The sequence below is a fragment of the Prochlorococcus sp. MIT 1223 genome (assembly GCF_034092465.1).
Classification (GTDB): Bacteria; Cyanobacteriota; Cyanobacteriia; order PCC-6307; family Cyanobiaceae; genus AG-402-N21.
In genome coordinates, this window is the sequence record NZ_CP139303.1 from 1328524 (window position 1) to 1347838 (window position 19315).

Here is a 19315-nt window from a genome sequence, read left to right on the forward strand (position 1 = left end):
CTTAATTATTATTTAAAATCTACTAATAATAGACTCTGCAAAACCACTGCAACTTAAAGGTTCAACAGGAGGTTCTAAAAGGCGCGCTAAATCATAAGTCACTTGTTTGTCTGAAATGGACTTGCTTAGTCCATTTCTTATTAGCTCAGCAGCCTCATTCCATCCCATATATTCCAACATCATTACACCACTTAAGATTACCGAACCTGGATTTATGCGATCCAGTCCGGCATGTTTTGGAGCTGTTCCATGGGTTGCCTCAAAAATCGCAGCGTTGTCACCTATGTTTGCGCCTGGGGCCATCCCCAGTCCTCCTACGATGGCTGCTGCTGCATCTGATATGTAATCTCCGTTTAAGTTAAGCGTTGCCAGGATCGAGTACTCCTGAGGCCTTGTTTGAATTTGTTGAAAGATACTGTCTGCAATACGATCATCCACCATTACCATTTTTCTCCATTTCCCGTTCCCGTGACTATTGCCAATATCTTTGACCACTGATTTAACTTCTTCGCAAATCATATTTTTTTTCTCATTGGTTAAAGAGTTGAAACCAGGGTCAATTTGTTTTGCATTCTCTTCGATGGTTAGTTCAGGATCATTTTCTAGGTTTCTTAGGATCCAACTTTCCCTTTCAGTAATACATACTTCTCGGAATTCATTCGTAGCTAATTCATATCCCCAATCGCGAAAAGCTCCTTCAGTAAATTTCATGATATTTCCTTTGTGCACAAGAGTTACATGACGTTTGTTCTGATGTAGGCGAAGGGCGTGTTGAATTGCTCTTCGAATATGTCTTTGACTTCCAAATTTGCTTACTGGTTTAATCCCTATTGCAGATCCTCTTGAAATCTTTCTATTGGTTAGTTTTTTACTACCAGGAATTACCTTTGAATTTAAATGTTCAATGAGCTTGATCCCTTCAGGATCAATGTCTTCCCATTCGATTCCCATATAGATATCTTCTGTATTTTCTCTATAAACAATTACGTCTAAGTCTTCTGGTTTTTTATGTGGACTAGGTGTTCCTTGGAAATATCTACAAGGTCTAACGCAAGAATAAAGGTCAAAAACTTGCCTTAAGGCAACGTTTAGTGAGCGTATTCCTCCACCTACTGGAGTAGTAAGTGGTCCTTTAATAGCAATTCCATATTTTCTAATTGCTTCAATAGTGTCTTCTGGAAGATATTGATAAGTGCCATATAAATCACACGCTTCATCTCCAGCATAGATTTTAAACCATTCAATTTTGCGTTCATTCCCATAGGCTTTTTTAATTGCCTCTTCTAAAACTTTTTGCGTTGCAGGCCAAATGTCAATGCCAGTACCATCTCCACGGATAAATGGGATTATGGGATTGTCAGGAACTATTGGATTCCCATTCTTGAAACTTATTGCTGCTCCTTGGGTTGGAGCTATGAGTTTGTGGAATTGATTCATAAAGTGCTTATTCACGATTAATAAATCACAAGATGAGCTTATGTCTTAGTGGTATGTTTCAGTCCTATGAACAAGTCCTGATGTCAGTAGATCTTGCAATTCAACTTCGGGAGGGAACGAAAAAGTCCCATACGATGGCCGAAAACACTGGCTTTATTAGTTGTTTCTTGAAAGGGGTAGTTGAAAAAAACTCCTATCGAAAATTGTTAGCAGATTTATATTTTGTTTATTCGGCAATGGAAGATCAAATAACTAGGCTTGCCTCAGAAGGGCATCCCATAGTTTCTAATATCAATTTCAAAGAATTAAATCGGCGAAATGCTTTAGAGAAAGATTTGAATTTTTATTTCGGTATAGATTGGCAAAGTTCTCTAAAAATGTCTTCTTCGGCGCAAGTTTATGTCGACCGAATTAATCAAATAGGGCAAGAACAGCCTGAGTTGTTAATTGGCCATCATTATAGTCGCTATATAGGAGACCTATCAGGTGGCAAGATGCTTAAAAAGATTACACAAAGATCTTTAGATTTATCAAATAATGATGGATTAAATTTCTATATCTTTAATGGAATTGACGATGAAAAAGCTTTTAAAGATAATTATCGGAAAACTCTTAATTCCTTATCAATAGATCAAGGAATGGCAGATTTAATAATTGAAGAGGCAAATAAAGCATTTACTTACAACATGAATATTTTTCAGGAGTTAGAAGGTAATCTGATAGCATCAATAGGTAAAGTCCTATTTAGGTATTTGACCAAAAACAATAGAAAAGGAAGTACAGAATAGAATCCATTCTTTAAGTTAGTATTTAATAAATAGTCTTCAAATGCACGTTTATATCAATTTGATTTATAGTAGATTTGTTCATTGGTAAGTAAACTCTTTGCCATTTTTAGAGATCTATCTTTAATGTTTAATCATTTGCTTGAGGAATTACATGAAAGTATTCGGAACCACGGAGGCGATTTACTAGAGATACCTATGGAATTTAGTGAATATTTTTCTATTAATAGAGAATCAAAAATTAGAAGTTGGTTGTGGAATGTACCTGGATTTAGGCGCTGGAGGACTACCAGTTTAGACGCAGGCGAAAATCTACAAGTTTTGAATTCAGTTGCTTATCCAGTTTATGAAAAAGACCAACCAATAATGGGCATTGACCTTTTATGGTTTGGGAAGAGAAAAAGATTAGTAGCAGTTCTTGATTTTCAGCCATTAATCCAAGATCATCTTTATTTTGATCATTACTTTCAAGAACTTGAGTCCCTTAAGAATCAATATCCAGAATTTAACTCGAAGCAGGAAATGTTTGCATATGATCCAAAGCAATATTTCTCTCCATGGGTTCTTTTTTGCAAAGGAGGTATTAGTCAAGCTCAAGAAACGCTCCCTTTAATTTTCAGCTCTTTTCTCGATTTATATTGGAAAATTCAAAGTAAGAGTAGAAATAAAGCACTTGCTTTGACAGTAGAAGAGATTGAGAATTTGCATGTTAATTATGACAAATATAGTGCAGAGAAAGATCCTGCCCATGGTCTATTTACTGGTTTTTTTGGAAAAGATTGGTCTGATAAATTCCTTCATGAATTTCTTTTTCCATCTAGTTAGATATAATTCATTTTTTTATTGCTCTATTTAAATTTATGGATACACAGCGTCAATCAAGTTTAGATAGTATAACTTTCCCTAATTGGCGATGGAAATTTTTTTTAGATTATGCTATTGATCAGCTTTGTTTTTTAAAATTAAAACCTTATCCGATACAAGATGAGTTTCTTGATAAAGAAGTTGATATAGGAGCTAAAGGTAAGTCACTTCTTGCAATGACTTCGACATGGGCATGTAAGACAAATAAAATTAGACAAGCAAGAGCAGTCTGCCTTGAGGCACCAGGTATAGCATCAGTATTGAATTTTGTAATTGCTCCTTCTCCACAATATGATCTTCCTTTTTTTGGTGCTGATTTTGTAAGTCTTCCATCTGGCCATCTTTTAGCTTTAGATCTTCAACCTGCTGTCAAAAATGATAAAGAGCATACATCAAAAGTTTGGGATAAATTATTACCTTTACATCAGAAATGGCAAACGCGTTTACCATATGGAGGTCCAATTCCTGAAGAAGCTCAGCAATACTTTTCACCAGGATTCTTGTGGACAAGAATACCTTTAGGTGTAGATGGAGATGCACTTATTTCTACAGTGATTAAACCTGCTTTTCAAGACTATTTAAATTTATTTCTTGAGCTTTTGAGAAATGCAAGTGAAATTGCTGAAGAAAGAAGGCTTATGATATTAAATGGCCAAAAATTATACATGAAATATAGAGCGGAGAAAGACCCAGCACGATCAATGTTAACCAGGTTTTATGGAATAGACTGGACAGAAGAATACATTAATAAAGTACTTTTTGATTTGAAGTGAAATTTAAAAAGTCTTCTAACTAATAGTAATTTATATTCTCATATAATAGAATATAAATTATCGACAAAATCATTTATGAATAAGAGAATTTTATTTGTTTGTCTTGGTAATATTTGCCGGTCTCCAGCTGCCGAAGCTATTTTTCTGAAAGAGATAGAGGTTAATGGTCTAATTAAATACTTTACCGTTGATTCAGCGGGAACTGGAGGATGGCATTCTGGTAATCAAGCAGACTCTAGAATGAGAGATGCTGCTTCAAAAAGAGGAATAGATATACAAAGTAGGGCAAGAAAACTTAATCTTAAGGATTTTGAAAAGTTTGATTTAATTTTGACTATGGATAATTCGAATCTTTCAGACGTTCAATCTCTTGCTAAAAAAGCAGGTGATAAAAAAATATCTCATATCTATCCAATTTTAAAGTATGCAACTAAGACTAGCTTAATAGAAGTTCCTGATCCTTATTATGGAGGAGTTAATGGATTTAATACCGTACTTGATTTGCTTCAGGATGCAATTGAGGGCTTGATATCATCATTTAATCTTGACGATTAGGAGTTGGCCAGACCTCTTCCGGGACTCTTAATCTAAACATTTCTATTATTATATCTACCACCTCTTCAATATTCATACCATCTGTTTTTAACTCCTTAGCATCATCAGCTTTAGATAAAGGGGAAATCATTCTAGAGCAATCTAACTTGTCTCTAGCATCTATTTGTTGCTCTAAATCTAATAAGTTTGGGACTGGATAACCTTGCTTTTTCAAGTCAAGTGCTCTTCTTCTTGCCCTTTCTTTTGGACTAGCGGTAAGAAAGATTTTTAACTCTGCATTTGGAAAAACAGTTGTACCGATATCTCTACCTTCTGCGACAAAACCACCCTTAATACCAATTTCTTTTTGTTTAGATGTCATAGCTTGTCTAACACACAAATATGTGGCAATTATGGATACATTTTTAGTTACTAGAGGGGATCGAATCTCTTTAGTAACATTGTTTCCATTTACAAGGATTTCCTGGTCCCCTGATCGTGTTAATTCAATTTGTAGGTCAAAGTCTTTTAGAGCTGCCTCAATACTTTCTTCATCACTAGAGTTAATATTTTTCTCTTTTATCATCCAAGTAAGAGCTCTATACATTGCTCCTGTATCCAAATACATTAAACCAATTTCTTTTGCGAATTTCTTAGTAACAGTACTTTTCCCTGCCCCAGCAGGTCCATCTATAGCAACTATTGGAGATCGAGTCATAAGAAATGTGTGATCAATAAGTCGTGTGTTCCCAATGTGTACCGCTGCAGCAAGAAGAGATAATTTTGATGGATCTCTTATTGGCTTGAGAGATTCTGGGTCAACATTTTCAACATACTCAACATTTAGATTATTATTCATTAAGGAAGTTTTGAGGGTTTCGAGATTTAGTACATTTTCTTTAAAAAAACTATTGGAAATTTTCTTTAATTCCCTGGAAAGTGTTAATGCTTGTGTACGTTCGCTTGTATTTAAATATTTGTTTCTTGAACTGGTAGCCAGTCCATCTGAATCTCTATGAGTCGCAACACTTTCAACTTTGATATTTAGATTTAAATCTACTATCAGCTTTTTTAAGATTATTAATTGCTGCCAGTCTTTTTCTCCTAAGACAAGATAATTTGGCTTAATAAGAGTTAAAAGTTTTAATACTATTGTTGCGACTCCATCAAAATGTCCATTTCTCTTTTTCCCGCAGAGTTGAGATTTGAGTAGTTTCGGTGCTTCTATTGAGAAATGAGCACCTATTCCTCCAGGGAAAAGATCTTCAAATGAAGGCGTCCAAATAGCATGTGCTCCTGCTTCATATGCTATTTGAGAATCTTGTCTCAAGTTTCTTGGGTATTTTTCAAAATCTTCATTATCTCCAAACTGCAATGGATTTACAAAAATACTTACTAAAACTGTACGGGATTTCTGCTTTTTCTTTCTTTTGGCTGCTTCGATTAGTTTTTTATGCCCATCATGGAGGCATCCCATTGTAGGAACAAATGTGACTTCATCTAATTGGTTCTTTCGCCATTCTTCTAGTTCCTTTTTTGTTTTTAAGATGAGTAAGTTCCGCATGTTCTAAAATTAAATTAAAGAAGCTTCTCTATAGAGATTTTTCAAAAAACAAATAGTCTTTTTACATATTGAACCAAATTTCCTTTCTGAGGAAGGTTAAATTCCAAGTAATAGGAGGATTACAAGCAACTATGGATTACAAAACATCTGGCGTTGATGTACAGGCAGGAAGAAATTTTGTTGCTCAAATTACTTCAAGTGTTGAATCAACTCATCAACCTCAGGTTCTTGGAGGTTTGGGTGGATTTGGAGGCTGTATAAGAATCCCAGAGGGATATAAGAGCCCTGTTTTGGTGGCGGGTACAGATGGCGTTGGAACAAAGCTGGAATTAGCCCAACAACATCAAAGACATTTTGAAGTTGGAATAGATTTAGTCGCAATGTGCGTAAATGATGTAATAACAAATGGCGCAAAACCTTTATTTTTCCTTGATTACATTGCTACTGGCACTCTTTCTCCTCAATCATTAGTAAAAGTGATTGAAGGAATTGCTAATGGCTGTAAAGATTCTGGCTGTTCGTTGTTAGGAGGAGAAACAGCAGAAATGCCAGGTTTTTATGAGAAAGATAAATATGATCTAGCAGGTTTTTGTGTTGGTGTTGTAGAAGCAGAAAAATTAATCGATGGTCATTTAATTCGTGCTGGCGATCAAATCCTTGCAATTCAAAGTAGTGGGATTCATAGCAACGGTTTTAGTCTGGTTCGAAAAATTTTGTCTCAGCAAAAAGACATAGACCAAATCTTTTTAGATAAAGACAAAGTTTCCTTAGTTGATAAGTTGCTTTCTCCAACTTTGATTTACGTAAAGCTTATTCAATCTTTGTTGAAAGCTCAAATTCCTATCCATGGGATGGCTCATATAACTGGAGGAGGATTGCCAGAAAATCTTCCTAGATGTCTGCCATCAGGATTAAGAGCAGCAATTGATACAAAGTCTTGGGAAATTCCTTCGATTTTTAGATGGCTAGAAAAAGCAGGCCAGATTCCAGTTTCTGATCTTTGGAATACATTCAACTTAGGTGTCGGTTTTTGCGTAGTTCTTCCATCTGAAACAGTAAACCCATCTATAGATATATGCAGTCGGTTTGGTCTCTCCGCCTGGAATATGGGTCGTGTTGAAGAATCTTCTCGAGATCATCAGAAATTGATTGGATTACCTTTTTGATTTATTTATTTTGCATAAGGTTTGAACTTCACTTTGCATCGGAGTTAAACAGTAATTAGTCTATTGATATATTCTTAGGATTAATATCCTAAAATCATCTAAAAGCAAGCCGAATATTTTTTCGGAAGCTGCGTAGTTAGATCTCGAATTAGTGCAATGCCTTTTGAAAATCAACAGCGGCTAACCCGTAGGAGAAGCTCTGCAGGACCAACACCTCCAAGAAGACCTCTAGGGGGTGAATCAGATTCAATGCGTCAAGGGCCTAGGCCAACATTCTTGACACTGAGAGATCATGGCAAGGTATATGTTGCTGAATTGCCTAATCTTTCTGATGGCCAATTAGCCCATATCTCTAAAGAAGTTGAAGAGGTTCTAGAAAGTCTTGAGAGGCGTATACAAGATTTGCAACAGGAAACTAGTAATGGTTTTCGAGATAATGACACCTTAATCAAAGCAACAACTAAGCATGAGGTGACCCAGAGATTTATAAGTGCTATCCAAGACGAACAAGAGCATCGTAGAAATAATCCTGCATTGAAAGATGCTGCTTCTGAATCTTTACCATTAACGTTTTTAGAAGTTGCTCGACATCGTTTACCAGGTGCTACTTTTGACTCTTTATTACGAGAGGCTCTAGAAGCTTGTGCTCAAGATGAAAAAGCAATAAATGAAGATGTTCTTAAAGATAAAACTTCCTCGAGCTCTATTCCTGAAAAAATTATTGATCTTCCATCTCCTTCTCAAAATGGGATGCCAGTAGTAGTAAGTCCTGATTCGTAATTAATAACTTTTATAAATGGCACAACATTTTTAATGATAGATATTTATTGATATGGAAGCTTTGATTAAAGATAGTAACGAATTTGAATGTGAAGATAAAAAAGATTTTTTCTCATTAAAAAATAATAAAATTCTCTGTATACATTGTCTCAGGACGAAAGAAAATGGAATTAGATGTAAAGGTATGTGCGTCGCTGATAACGAATATTAGTTTTATAGGGATAGATTATTACTATCTTTACTCTAAAAAGTCTATTATCCCTTCAGTTATATATTGAGCCATAGGTCTTACATGCTTATTGATTTCTCTTTCTCGGACTTGCCACTTAGTTGCCATTTCTTTTGACATTTTTTGTTCTCTTACGAATGTAATCATTGCATTAGCTAGGTATTGAGGCAATGCAAGATCATTTTTCTCTGCAAGTTCTTCCCATTTATCTTTGTTTATATTACTTATATATTTAAGATCTTTATTTTCACTGTATTCATACAGTTCTGTAAAGCCTATATGTATAAACCTTTTGCCAAGTTCGTCTAAGAAGCTTTTTGGTTGATCAGGGTCTTTGTATTCACTGATTATTTTGTTAATTAAGTCGTTATTGGTTTCATCTCCTTCTTTTATTCCATCAAGAAGCTTGAAAAAATTGCTGAATTCAATTGATTCCGACACAAAAAATAATTAAATTAACTTGTAATTACTATACTTAAAATAATGATTGCCACTATACATATATTCATCGTTGTAATGAAATTATTAATTTTCCATATTTAAGATCCAATCAGGAATTCAAATTTTGCTGATTATGTTAACGAGTGTTTCTACCTAATGACTTAAGGCTAGTGGAGGCATTATGAAGTTAATGGACACTCCTCACACAAGTTTGTCCAGTAGGGCGCTGCTCGATGAGGGCGCCCATTTCTTATGACCATCCACTTGATTTATCTCTAGAGACTTTTAAGTTTTTATATTAGTCATAATTTATCAGCAAAGACATAGGAAATATATTGTCTTAGTATATTCAAATAACATTATTTTCTTCTTGATAGAAAGTAATTTTTAGAATACCTAAGTTAAAAGCTATCAAAAAACGAAATATAAAGCTCTGGGTAGTAATCTCCATTCCTTTTGAAATCAAAAAGTCCACTCCCATCTGCTTCATTAATATGGAAAACACGTTTTGAGATTTCCTGAAGTATGATTGGTTCTATTCTAATTGAAAGCCAATATTTTATATCTGAATCATCTATATATCTAAAAAAATCATTCCCTGTAAAATCTATTATTTCAAACCCATCAAAATTTATTAAAATTATTTTACTACCTGAATTAACAATAAAAATCTGATCATATTCTGGGTATGAATTCTTATCATTTTTATTTTGAAGCAATGTTGTAAGTTTTTCACCAATAGAATTAAAGTAATCTTCTATAAACTTAGTTGAAGGTGTTGTGAAATTTTTATGCTTTATATCAAGGGCTATCCTGGAAGAGAATGATTCTATAAAATGTGATTTCCTAAACTCAAAATCAATAGATAAATCTTCTATATTATCTTTATCAAAAAAAGTTTCATTTATATCAATCACATTACCGGGTTCGAAATATATACCTTTTGACGACAAAACTTTTTTAGAACTATATGAAAGTGTTTTATATGGGTTCAATAAGAAGCTCGTTGTTTTATGCCAATCCATTGATTTGCCAACGATAATATGATTACCAGCTACTGGCATGAAATACTCAAAATTTGATTGATTTAAAAAAGAAATAGCCTGATCCTCATAGTTATTTCTAATGGCTTTTGCTATATTTAGTTTCTCTTCATGGGATAAGTTTAGATAACTTGATGGATAACCACTTCCACCTGAAAATGGAATTAAAGCTAGCAAAGACTTAGTATTTAAGGAATTAATAAATTTTGCATGCTTAGAATGAGCTATATTGTCATTAGAAAATAAAATCAAACCATCTTTTGATTCAATTAGTAAAGAGGAATCTACTAATTTATTTATTGGACTATCATCCTCAGGCGGAATACACCATGTTCTAAATGTGCCATTTGATTCTTGTTTATATGGATCCTGTATTAAAAACTTATCTTGAATCGACTCACCCAGTTTAATTAAAAGTTTCTTCTTGAGGAAACAACGCCCTTCTTCTCTATTTAAAAAAATAAATTTAGCATTAGGACTATAAGTTAATATTTTTTTTATTGATTGAAAGCAACAATGATCTGAATGGACATGACTTATAAAAATATGAGTGATATTTGTTAGATCTGAAATACTAATACTAGGAGGTGGAAACTGAGTCCAAGCGCCTCCATAGATTGATTCTCCAAACCAAGGGTCTGTAATTAATTTTGTCTCCCCTTGTGAGAAAATAAAACTAGATTCACCTAAAACCTTTATCTTGAAGTCATCGATATTTTCCTTTAATCGCATCTTAAATCTGTTTAACTGAAATTATACCCTATCAAAAACTATATAAAATGACTCTATTCAACGGGAAAATGTATAATTTGACTTGTTTCAATGGATTTAAAAATTGTATAAAAATCAATAATATTTCTCCCGATTACTATCTCTTTGAAGGTCTTCATTAACTTTATTACTTTATCTATATCCTTATTGCCCATTATATTTATTAGAGAGCATCTTATTGCATGAGCTATTTTCCAAAAATGTAAGTAGTTGTTGATATACCTCACCAGCACCCCATAAGAGATATACACGAGGAGTAATTATTTTTTGTTAACTATCTTTTGTATTGACTTAAACTCACGTACTAATTGTTACTTGTCTGTTTATTTGTGAAACTAATCAAATGCCTTCACCTTTTCAGTATCATCATCAAAGGAGAGACTTTCATTTGGTACATCTGCCAGTAATTGTGGAATTTGTTTTCTTTTAAAACATCAACCTGACGATCAGTTCCCTAATGTGAAGTGCTTACGTGCTCGTAACCAATAATTTAAGGTCTGAACTCGTACGAAAATCCACCAATAACTGACTGGTCAGAGAAGACGACTAACGAACGAGATAAGAAATGCAAATATCCTGTATATCGAAACAAGCCAGAGTGCAGGTAATGACTTGGTGGAACACAGACGGCATACTGAAAACAGGGCGATGGTACTAGCCGTGTACCACCTGTGTACCACAACCATTTATGGCGAAAAGAATTAGAAAAAGAGATCTAATAATTGAGTTCCTGCAACTGATTACAGGAATTGGAGTGAAGAAAGGTAAGAAGGCGGCACCCAGATTCGAACTGGGGATAAAGGATTTGCAATCCTCTGCCTTACCACTTGGCCATGCCGCCAACGAAATTGATGATCCAGTATCAGTCAATCATATTAATCAATCTAATGAAAAATTTCTATTCATATCGAATGGACATGGTGAGGATCTTATTGCATTGCGTGTTTTAGAAAAACTTTATCAACTTCATCCAAATAATTCTTTTGAGATTCTTCCTTTAGTAGGAGAAGGGAAGGCATTTGCAAGTGCAATCTCAGAAGGTTGGTTAGTCCAAAAAGGGCGATCCCAAGCCTTGCCTAGTGGTGGCTTTAGTAATCAAAGTTTGCGTGGATTGTTTGCTGATCTTTTGTCTGGATTATTAGTGAATTTGTGGAATGATTGGCGTTATATAAATTGGGCAGCTAGAAATGGAAGATTAATTGTCTCAGTTGGCGATCTACTCCCTCTTCTTTTGGCTTGGTCTAGTGGCGCTCCTTTTGGATTCATTGGAACTCCAAAAAGTGATTACATTTGGACAAATGCTTTTGGGAGAAAACCTAGTGATTTTTACCATCGCTTAAAAGGCTCAGAATGGGATCCTTGGGAATATGCGTTAATGAGATCTTCTCGCTGCAGATTTGTCACTGTTAGAGATGAAATAACTGCTCAAGGACTAAGAAAACATGGGGTTTGTGCTAGTGCCCCTGGTAATCCAATGATGGATGGCTTTTCGAAAGAACCTTGTCCTGATTGCTTGAAGCAATACAGGCGATTGATTTTGCTTTGCGGTAGTCGCATGCCAGAAGCTTTAAAAAACTTCAAGCGGATTATTAATTCTCTTGAGCTTGTTAGGACCAAAGATTCTCTTGCAGTTTTTGTCACACTTGGTCAAGACCCATCAGTAGAACTTATTGAAGAACATTTAAATTTTGCTGGTTATTCTAGATCGTTGGATTATTGCGCAGATATAAATGCTAAATCTGCTTGGGACAAGGGTCCTTTAAGAATTTTTTTAGGACCTGGATGTTTTAGTGATTGGGCTATATGGGGCGAACTTGGTTTAGCTAATGCTGGCACGGCTACAGAGCAACTAGTAGGACTAAGGATCCCGTGCCTTTCACTTCCAGGTAAAGGTCCTCAGTTCAAGTATGGCTTTGCGAGTAGGCAAAGTAGATTGCTTGGTGGGTCAGTTCTGCCTTGTGAGAATCCAAAACTCTTTGCTGAACGAGTCGAATTGCTTCTAAAAGACGAACAATTTAGGAAGCAATTGGGTCTTATTGGAGAACAAAGGATGGGCTTACCTGGTGGAAGTAAATCTTTGGCTTTTTTAATATCTAAAATGCTTTTGAGCTAGTTAGTCATTTAGAGTTAGTGCATTATCTTTACTTTTTCAGGAATATTAGATATGCCAAAAATTGATGATCATTCATATCTAAAAATTTGCGCGGAATTAGCATCTTGCTTAAGTATTAGTCTCGCTGCTGCCAAAAGAAAAGTTGAGCTTGCTTTAGCAAGTACAGGCAAAAAGAGTTTGCAAGATAGAAAAATAATGGCAGAGAAATTACTTAAAATAGCTATTTCTGATAGACAAAGTAAGGCAGAAGATCCCTCCACTAATTTAGATATTTTGTTAAAAGCACTGGCTCAAGATGAAAACTTTATGATTGAAGATTAATTTAAAGTTAGTGAATTCAATTAATGCTCGAAAGTATTTGCAAATTTAAATCTGTCAAGCTCAGAAAGAGTAGGTATACAAGAGAAACAGCTCTTTGCTAGACCCCATCTCCCTTCTCTTTGGAGCATGTCCTGGAGTTTAATTTTTGCAGCCAAAAGAAAACGAACGTCATTTGCTGCATAAATCAATTGTTTTTCCGATAACTCGTCACTTTTTCCCCAATCACTACTTTGAGCTTGTTTATCAAGCTCTACCCCTACAAGTTCCATAACAACTTCTTTTAGACCATGTCTTGGGCTATATGTTCTACCTATTTTGCTTGCCACTTTTGTGCAAAAAATCGGATTTACTTTTATGTTTAGATTTGCTGCGAGTGCTGCAACATCAAATCGAGCAAAATGAAAAACTTTTTCTATATCCTTATTTTCTAATAAGGATTTTAATTTTGGAGCATTACTTTGTCCTAAGCGAATGCGTATGCAAGCAACATTATCATTTGGGTCACAAATTTGAACTAAGCACAGTCGATCACGACCATGAATTAATCCCATTGCTTCAGTGTCAATTGCAACTGCTGATGAGCTAGAAAATCTTATGAGGGTTTTCTCATCAAGATCTTCATCCAAGACGATGAAACTAGCCGGATTCGTTAGAGAGATAGACATGGCTTAAGAAAGATTATTTTGAAAGAGATCTATAGATGTAGAATATCGATTCATATGTAGTCCAAAAATTTATTGTTAGGATATTATTGAAAGTGAACTTTAATGTTTAAATTTTAATTAACTTGACACTATCAAATAAATTTTTAATAGAAACCCAATTTGTATTTTTTAAGGCTTAGTAAATTGATTGAACGAATTAAATTATTTTTTGAGATGCAATATGCATTCTCTTCTATCTTATTGTTAACCATTTTGTTAGCTATAGGATTGGTTTTCTTTCTTAGAGCAGCTAGCAAAGATAGAACAACGGTAATTGATATTTCTTCTCCCTTGCCACCATTAGAAGTGCTTGATGGGATTACTATTTGGCTCAATGCTAGAGGCTGGAAGAATGATGGAGGAGACATCAGTAGGAAAGTACTTAGATTTAATGGGAAAGTCTCTTCAAGTACGGGTTTGGCTATTTTTTTATCGTTTCTGGGAGGGGTAGGAGCTAGTTGCTTGGGTTTAGTCCTATCCCAATTATTTCCTGTACTAGGTTATTGGCCACTAATGCTTGCAGTATTTGGTGCTCCAGCTGCAGGGATTATTTATAGGTCTAGATCTGCGAGAGTTGAGTCTTTGGAATTGAGATTAATGAATGAAAAGAATGGAAGCATCTTAAGACTGCGAGCTCATCGAGATGAACTGATAGCTATGGAGTTGGATTTAGCAAAAAGCCTTAAGTTGAAGAGTGATGGGACTTTGTTATCTTCGCCTATCTAGTCCTTAATATTCTTCTTATCTAAATAACTTATCGGTTTAGAAAATACAGGTTTATATATTTAACTTGAAATAAAATACTTAACCTAGAAAATCAAATTTAATTAACAGCATCAAAAGGTTCGCATTTTTCTAAAAGTGATTTATCAGTAAACCATTCTTGCGGTTTTGTAAATAGTTTAGTAAGAAGTTCTTCTCTACTATTTTCTTCAGCTTTGAACCCATATTCCCAACGAGCAAGAGGTGGTAATGACATTAGTATTGATTCTGTTCTTCCATTAGTTTGTAAGCCAAAAATTGTTCCTCTATCCCAAACTAAATTGAACTCTACATATCGTCCTCTTCTATAAAGTTGAAATTGTCTCTCACGATCTGTATAGCTTTGATTCTTTCTTTTTTGGATAATTGTCTCGTATGCAGGTAAGAATGCTTTGCCACATGATTTGGCTAAAGAAAAAAGTTCTTCCCAAGTTAATTTGCACTCTCCTATGCTCTGGGATTTTTTTGATGCTTTGCCGTTAATATTTTGTCCTTTGTAAATAGTACCTCCTCCATCTTGGTAGTCATAAAAGATACCTCCTATTCCTCTTGTTTCATTTCTGTGTTTGAGAAAAAAGTATTCGTCACACCAAGGCTTGAAAACACTATGAAGAGACGTATTGACTGAATCACATGCGTCTTTATGGACTTGATGAAAATGTTGCGCATCCTGTAAATATGGATAATAAGGAGTTAAATCAGCTCCTCCTCCAAACCACCAAACTGGACCTGCTTCGAAATAGCGGTAATTTAGATGGACAGTTGGAATGTATGGATTTCTAGGATGGAGAACCATTGAAGTGCCTGTGGCAAACCAAGGGTGTCCTTTGGCTTCGGGTCTTTGATTGGTAATTGATGGTGGTAATTCTTGCCCTCTAACCTCAGAGAAATTCACACCTCCTTGTTCAAAGACTTTCCCTTCAGTCATGACTCTCGATCTACCTCCACCCCCTTCAGGTCTATCCCATGTTTCTTCGTGGAACTTTCCTTCTCCATCAAGACTCTCAAGTCCTGTACAAATTTCATCTTGCAGGGATAGCACAAGTGCTTTTGCTCTTTCTCTAGAATTGAGAGGAGGTGATGAAATTCTTTCAGTTGATCTAGACAAAATGACTCTATTTCTTTCTTGAGGCTATCTCAAGAGATTGCTTACTCAGCCTCTCCGACATCTATTGCTAACTATGACAACTGCTGATGACGTTTTAAAAGTCTTAAAAAGCATTGAGGATTCTGGAAGTGGCAAATCAGTTGTTGCCCTTAATTGGGTTGGAGAGGTAAGAGTCAATTTGCCACGAGTAGTTTTGCGCCTTAGTCTTCCAGATTTTGCCCAAAAGCAACGGGACCGAATTGCAAAAGAAATTAAGCAGTTATTGCTCAAATTTGATGACGTTAGTGATATTCAAATCGAGTTAGCAAATGTAACTAATCCCTCCATTGGCAATGCAGGTCATGGTGAAATAACTTCTTTACAGCCTATTAGAGGGATAAAAAAAATTATTGCAGTTAGTAGTGGGAAAGGTGGAGTTGGTAAAACCACTGTGGCTGTAAACCTTGCTTGTTCAATTGCTCAACAGGGATTCAAAGTAGGTTTACTTGATGCAGATATTTATGGGCCTAATACTCCAACAATGCTTGGGATAGGTGATGTTTCACCTGAAGTTTCAGGAGAAGGAGCTAATCAAAAAATCACACCAATAGATACTTGTGGAATTTCAATGGTGTCGATGGGATTACTTATTGATGAAGATCAACCAGTCATTTGGCGAGGGCCAATGCTTAATGGAATTATTCGACAGTTTCTTTATCAAACAAATTGGGGTAATAAAGATTTTTTAGTTGTTGATTTACCTCCTGGTACTGGAGATGCACAGTTGTCCTTGGCTCAATCGGTCCCTATGGCAGGAGTTTTAATTGTTACTACTCCTCAGAGAGTTGCGTTAGAAGATTCCAGACGAGGATTGGCAATGTTTAAAAAAATGAACGTACCAGTTTTAGGCGTGATTGAGAATATGACTGCATTTATCCCCCCAGATAATTCAAATAAAAGATATGAATTATTTGGAGCTGGTGGTGGTCAACAATTGGCAAGTGAAAATGATGTTCCGTTGCTATCTCAGATACCTATGGAAATGCCTATCTTGCAAAATGGGAACAAAACCATGCCTCTAGTAAATATTGCGCCTGATTCTATAACTGCTACAGAATTTAAAAGATTGTCCCGACTAATTATTAATCAATTAATTAAGACTAAAAATTAGTTGCAAAAATGAAGAATTTAATTATCACAAGAAATTCATTTTTACGACGTAAGAGACCTAATAAAAGCTTTAAAGACTTTAATTTTATTTTGTGGATTATCCCTTCTATATTATTTTTACTGGGGGGTATATTGATTGCTAGCATTCAACGCCAAGTTGAATTATCTAATTGGAATCCTCACTTAATCACTGGTTTGATTGGAATTGCCATTGCTTTTTTTGTTGCCCAATCGCCGGTTGATCTAATTCGTAAGTATTTATCGCCAATATACTTTTTAACCATTTTAAGTCTGATTGCAGTATTGCTTTTCGGTACGGAAGCCTTTGGAGCACAAAGATGGCTAAGTATAGGAGGAATTAATATTCAACCTTCCGAAATTGCGAAATTAACTTCGATACTTGTACTTGCTGGAATTCTTGATCGCAATGAGTTTGATAATCCCAGCAAATTAATTAAGCCATTGCTTGTTATTTTTATTCCTTGGATATTAGTTTTCATTCAGCCAGACTTAGGGACTTCATTAGTTTTTGGTGCTGTCTTACTAGTGATGATGTATTGGTCAGGTATGCCATTTGAATGGGGATTGATTTTCTTGTCAGGTATCTTTACAGCAATCTTTTCAGGAGTCTTTAAAATAATTCTTTTTCTATGGATACCATTTTTAGGATTTTTAGCTTATAGATCTTTACCTAAGAAAAGACTCATTTCTTTATTAGTGATGCTGAGCCAGATAGCTATAGCTTGGATGACTCCTTGGTTATGGACATATGCTCTGCAGGACTATCAAAAAGATAGATTGACCTTATTTTTGGATCCTGGAAAAGATCCTCTTGGCGGAGGCTATCATTTGATCCAGAGTCAAATAGGGATTGGGTCAGGACATCTATTAGGGACTGGTTTGTTACAAGGTCAATTAACCAGATTAAACTTTATTCCCGAGCAACATACTGATTTCATTTTTAGCGCATTAGGAGAAGAGACAGGTTTTTTGGGTACCATTTTTGTAGTAGTTTCGTTTTCTTTATTGATACTTAGGTTATTGGCAATAGCAAGAACTGCTCGTACAGACTTTGAATCTCTTGTGGTCGTTGGCATTGCTTCTATGTTTATGTTTCAGGTGATTGTCAATGTTTTTATGAATATTGGATTAGGCCCAGTTACTGGAATACCTCTTCCTTTTATGAGTTATGGGAGAACTGCATTAATAGTTAATTTCATTTCTATTGGATTGTGTATTTCTGTGGCTCGTCGGAGTCTTTCATTAAGCAAAAGCTTGTGATTAATTCAAATACAATCAAATCAATTCAAGAGCGAATGGCACTAGATGTGCCTGTTGGAAAGCTTGATGAGACTACTGTTAGAAGACTTTGGTGGGCCGCTTTAGACACTTTGCAGGATGAAATTTTATCTAAGATTGATGTAAAAGGAGGGATTTGGCTAGCTTCTCCTTTGCCTGCTTTATATGAGCCAAAGTTACTTGAATCTATGAAAGGTTGGGTTTGGTCCCCTGAGGGTTTAGAGACCTCACGCTTTACAAATATAGGTCTTTTACCTCCTACAAGATCTAGATCATTTAATAATCAAGCATTGAAAGATTCAAGTAGCTTTAAACGATTACCTTTGCGATTAGAAGATGGGAATGATCCATTATTGATAATTATTACTTCTGAAGTTCAAGTTTTATTGGCTTTGCAAGGACAGAGTGGCGAACGTAATTTGTTAATGAGAAATGATAAAGATACTGTTCAAGATGTTCTTAAGATGATTTCTTTAAGACTAGAAGAAGAAGATTTTCCAGAGTCCTTAGATCTGAGGAAAGCTTTGCAATCAATTAGACCAATTGATATTAGTAATGATTTAGATAGGGTTTTTTGGCCTCTTGTTTCAGAAAAGCTTGCTGGATTTGCTCCTAGTCTGAATATTCAAACACTGCCAGACAGGTCTAACTTAGAGAATATCTCTAATATTAATCAGGGCCAAATATCTCTTTTAGAAGCAATTACTCATGAGGTAAGAACTCCTCTTGCAACAATAAGAACCCTAGTTCGTTCTTTGCTCCGTAGAAATGATATTACCAATGAAGTTCTAACGCGATTAAAGCAAATTGATTCTGAATGCAATGAGCAAATTGATCGGTTTGGATTAATCTTTAAAGCCGCAGAACTTGAGCGAAATCAATCATCACATGCTGGGTTAGCAAGAACTGATTTGGGAAATATGATAGAGATTATGTACCCAGTTTGGTCTAAGCAACTGGAAAGAAGAGGTCTTGAACTTAAGCTAGAAATTGCACCAGACTTACCTCAAGTTTTAAGTGATTCAGAGCAATTGGAATTAATGTTGGGGGGGTTAATAGACAGAAATTCCAGAGGATTAAAGTCTGGTGGAAGTTTAATTCTAGAGCTTAGTCCTGCTGGTCATCGTTTGAAATTACAGATAATTTGTAAGTCCGCTAATATTCAATTAAAGGGTATGGATAAAAATCAAACTAATGCTGATCTAGGACCCGTTGTTAGTTGGAACCCTAGTACTGGGAGCTTGCAACTAAGCCAGGCCGCAACTCAGAGGCTCTTAGCAAGTTTGGGCGGGATAGCTACTGATAGACGTGAAAAGGGATTGACCGTATTTTTCCCTGTAGCAAATTAAAATTAATAGTCTTTTCGTGCTTGCGATTGTTGACGCGTGTGAAGGTTATTGAGCTTAGGTACTAAAAATCACAATTTTAAGTGCTACTTTCAACTAATGAATAGTGAAAGTTGATTCCCCAGA

The 19315-nt window shown here is 35.3% G+C and carries 18 protein-coding genes and 1 tRNA gene; 12 read left to right on the top strand and 7 right to left on the bottom strand.

The annotated features are described in order from the left end of the window. Positions 1 to 12: 12 nt before the first annotated feature. Positions 13 to 1437, bottom strand: a complete 1425-nt coding sequence (locus SOI85_RS07040; protein ID WP_320663695.1) for an NADP-dependent isocitrate dehydrogenase — start codon at positions 1435 to 1437, stop codon at positions 13 to 15. 80 nt (positions 1438 to 1517) lie between these two features. Between SOI85_RS07040 and SOI85_RS07045 the strand changes: the two genes are divergently transcribed. The 4 genes from SOI85_RS07045 to SOI85_RS07060 all read left to right on the top strand — a co-directional run bounded on the left by SOI85_RS07045 (position 1518) and on the right by SOI85_RS07060 (position 4414). Next, entirely contained in the window at positions 1518 to 2225 is a 708-nt protein-coding gene (locus SOI85_RS07045; protein ID WP_320665153.1) for a heme oxygenase (biliverdin-producing), read from the top strand. A 123-nt stretch (positions 2226 to 2348) separates the two neighbouring features. Then, on the top strand, positions 2349 to 3047 hold the full coding sequence (locus SOI85_RS07050) for a 15,16-dihydrobiliverdin:ferredoxin oxidoreductase (protein WP_320663696.1): 699 nt from the start codon (positions 2349 to 2351) through the stop codon (positions 3045 to 3047). Positions 3048 to 3082: 35 nt separating this feature from the next. After that, entirely contained in the window at positions 3083 to 3859 is a 777-nt protein-coding gene (locus tag SOI85_RS07055; protein ID WP_320663697.1) for a phycoerythrobilin:ferredoxin oxidoreductase, read from the top strand. A 75-nt stretch (positions 3860 to 3934) separates the two neighbouring features. Next, positions 3935 to 4414 carry a low molecular weight protein-tyrosine-phosphatase gene (locus tag SOI85_RS07060; RefSeq protein ID WP_320663698.1) on the top strand — a complete coding sequence of 160 codons (480 nt, stop codon included), beginning with the start codon at positions 3935 to 3937 and terminating at the stop codon, positions 4412 to 4414. On the opposite strand, the gene SOI85_RS07065 is transcribed toward SOI85_RS07060, so the two are convergent. Next, on the bottom strand, positions 4398 to 5957 hold the full coding sequence (locus SOI85_RS07065) for a bifunctional pantoate--beta-alanine ligase/(d)CMP kinase (protein WP_320663699.1): 1560 nt from the start codon (positions 5955 to 5957) through the stop codon (positions 4398 to 4400). The genes SOI85_RS07060 and SOI85_RS07065 overlap by 17 nt on opposite strands. 131 nt (positions 5958 to 6088) lie before the next feature. Here SOI85_RS07065 and purM point away from each other — a divergent pair, with 131 nt between their 5' ends. Next, a complete protein-coding gene (gene purM / locus SOI85_RS07070) occupies positions 6089 to 7123 on the top strand; it encodes a phosphoribosylformylglycinamidine cyclo-ligase (RefSeq protein ID WP_320663700.1) in 1035 nt (344 codons plus the stop codon). A 156-nt stretch (positions 7124 to 7279) separates the two neighbouring features. Next, positions 7280 to 7903 (top strand): histidine phosphotransferase, encoded by a 624-nt coding sequence (locus SOI85_RS07075; RefSeq protein ID WP_320663701.1) that lies wholly within the window; start codon positions 7280 to 7282, stop codon positions 7901 to 7903. 238 nt (positions 7904 to 8141) lie between these two features. Here the strand turns inward: SOI85_RS07075 and SOI85_RS07080 are convergent, their stop codons facing one another. The 3 genes from SOI85_RS07080 to SOI85_RS07090 form a co-directional block, all read right to left on the bottom strand. Beyond that, on the bottom strand, positions 8142 to 8573 hold the full coding sequence (locus SOI85_RS07080) for a hypothetical protein (RefSeq protein WP_320663702.1): 432 nt from the start codon (positions 8571 to 8573) through the stop codon (positions 8142 to 8144). Between the two features lie 401 nt (positions 8574 to 8974). Then, complete coding sequence (locus SOI85_RS07085) at positions 8975 to 10348, bottom strand: MBL fold metallo-hydrolase (protein ID WP_320663703.1); 1374 nt, start codon at positions 10346 to 10348, stop codon at positions 8975 to 8977. Positions 10349 to 11157: 809 nt separating this feature from the next. After that, positions 11158 to 11228 (bottom strand) — tRNA-Cys (locus SOI85_RS07090). Between SOI85_RS07090 and SOI85_RS07095 the strand changes: the two genes are divergently transcribed. Together SOI85_RS07095 and SOI85_RS07100 are read left to right on the top strand one after the other, a co-directional pair. Beyond that, positions 11193 to 12500, top strand: coding sequence for a lipid-A-disaccharide synthase-related protein (locus SOI85_RS07095; protein WP_320665154.1), 1308 nt, complete (start codon positions 11193 to 11195; stop codon positions 12498 to 12500). The genes SOI85_RS07090 and SOI85_RS07095 overlap by 36 nt on opposite strands. A 51-nt stretch (positions 12501 to 12551) precedes the next feature. Continuing rightward, positions 12552 to 12821 (top strand): hypothetical protein, encoded by a 270-nt coding sequence (locus tag SOI85_RS07100; protein ID WP_320663704.1) that lies wholly within the window; start codon positions 12552 to 12554, stop codon positions 12819 to 12821. Positions 12822 to 12841: 20 nt separating this feature from the next. Here SOI85_RS07100 and SOI85_RS07105 read toward each other — a convergent pair whose 3' ends face one another. Further along, positions 12842 to 13486, bottom strand: a complete 645-nt coding sequence (locus SOI85_RS07105) for a ribonuclease D (protein ID WP_320663705.1) — start codon at positions 13484 to 13486, stop codon at positions 12842 to 12844. Between the two features lie 213 nt (positions 13487 to 13699). On the opposite strand from SOI85_RS07105, the gene SOI85_RS07110 reads away from it, so the two are divergent. Beyond that, positions 13700 to 14251: a cofactor assembly of complex C subunit B gene (locus tag SOI85_RS07110; RefSeq protein WP_320665155.1), complete on the top strand. Its 552-nt coding sequence runs from the start codon at positions 13700 to 13702 to the stop codon at positions 14249 to 14251. Positions 14252 to 14348: 97 nt separating this feature from the next. On the opposite strand, the gene hemF is transcribed toward SOI85_RS07110, so the two are convergent. Further along, on the bottom strand, positions 14349 to 15395 hold the full coding sequence (gene hemF, locus SOI85_RS07115) for an oxygen-dependent coproporphyrinogen oxidase (protein ID WP_320663706.1): 1047 nt from the start codon (positions 15393 to 15395) through the stop codon (positions 14349 to 14351). A gap of 73 nt (positions 15396 to 15468) precedes the next feature. Here hemF and SOI85_RS07120 point away from each other — a divergent pair, with 73 nt between their 5' ends. The 3 genes from SOI85_RS07120 to SOI85_RS07130 are packed head-to-tail and all read left to right on the top strand — an operon-like array spanning position 15469 to position 19192. Next, positions 15469 to 16545, top strand: a complete 1077-nt coding sequence (locus SOI85_RS07120; RefSeq protein ID WP_320665156.1) for an Mrp/NBP35 family ATP-binding protein — start codon at positions 15469 to 15471, stop codon at positions 16543 to 16545. Between the two features lie 8 nt (positions 16546 to 16553). Then, entirely contained in the window at positions 16554 to 17825 is a 1272-nt protein-coding gene (gene rodA / locus SOI85_RS07125; protein WP_320663707.1) for a rod shape-determining protein RodA, read from the top strand. Further along, positions 17822 to 19192, top strand: a complete 1371-nt coding sequence (locus SOI85_RS07130; protein WP_320663708.1) for a sensor histidine kinase — start codon at positions 17822 to 17824, stop codon at positions 19190 to 19192. The genes rodA and SOI85_RS07130 overlap by 4 nt, the downstream gene beginning before the upstream one ends. The last annotated feature ends 123 nt before the right edge of the window (positions 19193 to 19315 follow it).

Bases quoted from the DNA above. Each gene is read 5' to 3' on its own strand.
- SOI85_RS07040 (WP_320663695.1), bottom strand. From the start codon at position 1,437: ATGAATCAATTCCACAAACTCATAGCTCCAACCCAAGGAGCAGCAATA.
- SOI85_RS07045 (WP_320665153.1), top strand. From the start codon at position 1,518: ATGTCAGTAGATCTTGCAATTCAACTTCGGGAGGGAACGAAAAAGTCC.
- SOI85_RS07050 (WP_320663696.1), top strand. From the start codon at position 2,349: ATGTTTAATCATTTGCTTGAGGAATTACATGAAAGTATTCGGAACCAC.
- SOI85_RS07055 (WP_320663697.1), top strand. From the start codon at position 3,083: ATGGATACACAGCGTCAATCAAGTTTAGATAGTATAACTTTCCCTAAT.
- SOI85_RS07060 (WP_320663698.1), top strand. From the start codon at position 3,935: ATGAATAAGAGAATTTTATTTGTTTGTCTTGGTAATATTTGCCGGTCT.
- SOI85_RS07065 (WP_320663699.1), bottom strand. From the start codon at position 5,957: ATGCGGAACTTACTCATCTTAAAAACAAAAAAGGAACTAGAAGAATGG.
- purM (WP_320663700.1), top strand. From the start codon at position 6,089: ATGGATTACAAAACATCTGGCGTTGATGTACAGGCAGGAAGAAATTTT.
- SOI85_RS07075 (WP_320663701.1), top strand. From the start codon at position 7,280: ATGCCTTTTGAAAATCAACAGCGGCTAACCCGTAGGAGAAGCTCTGCA.
- SOI85_RS07085 (WP_320663703.1), bottom strand. From the start codon at position 10,348: ATGCGATTAAAGGAAAATATCGATGACTTCAAGATAAAGGTTTTAGGT.
- SOI85_RS07100 (WP_320663704.1), top strand. From the start codon at position 12,552: ATGCCAAAAATTGATGATCATTCATATCTAAAAATTTGCGCGGAATTA.
- SOI85_RS07105 (WP_320663705.1), bottom strand. From the start codon at position 13,486: ATGTCTATCTCTCTAACGAATCCGGCTAGTTTCATCGTCTTGGATGAA.
- SOI85_RS07110 (WP_320665155.1), top strand. From the start codon at position 13,700: ATGCAATATGCATTCTCTTCTATCTTATTGTTAACCATTTTGTTAGCT.
- SOI85_RS07120 (WP_320665156.1), top strand. From the start codon at position 15,469: ATGACAACTGCTGATGACGTTTTAAAAGTCTTAAAAAGCATTGAGGAT.
- rodA (WP_320663707.1), top strand. From the start codon at position 16,554: ATGAAGAATTTAATTATCACAAGAAATTCATTTTTACGACGTAAGAGA.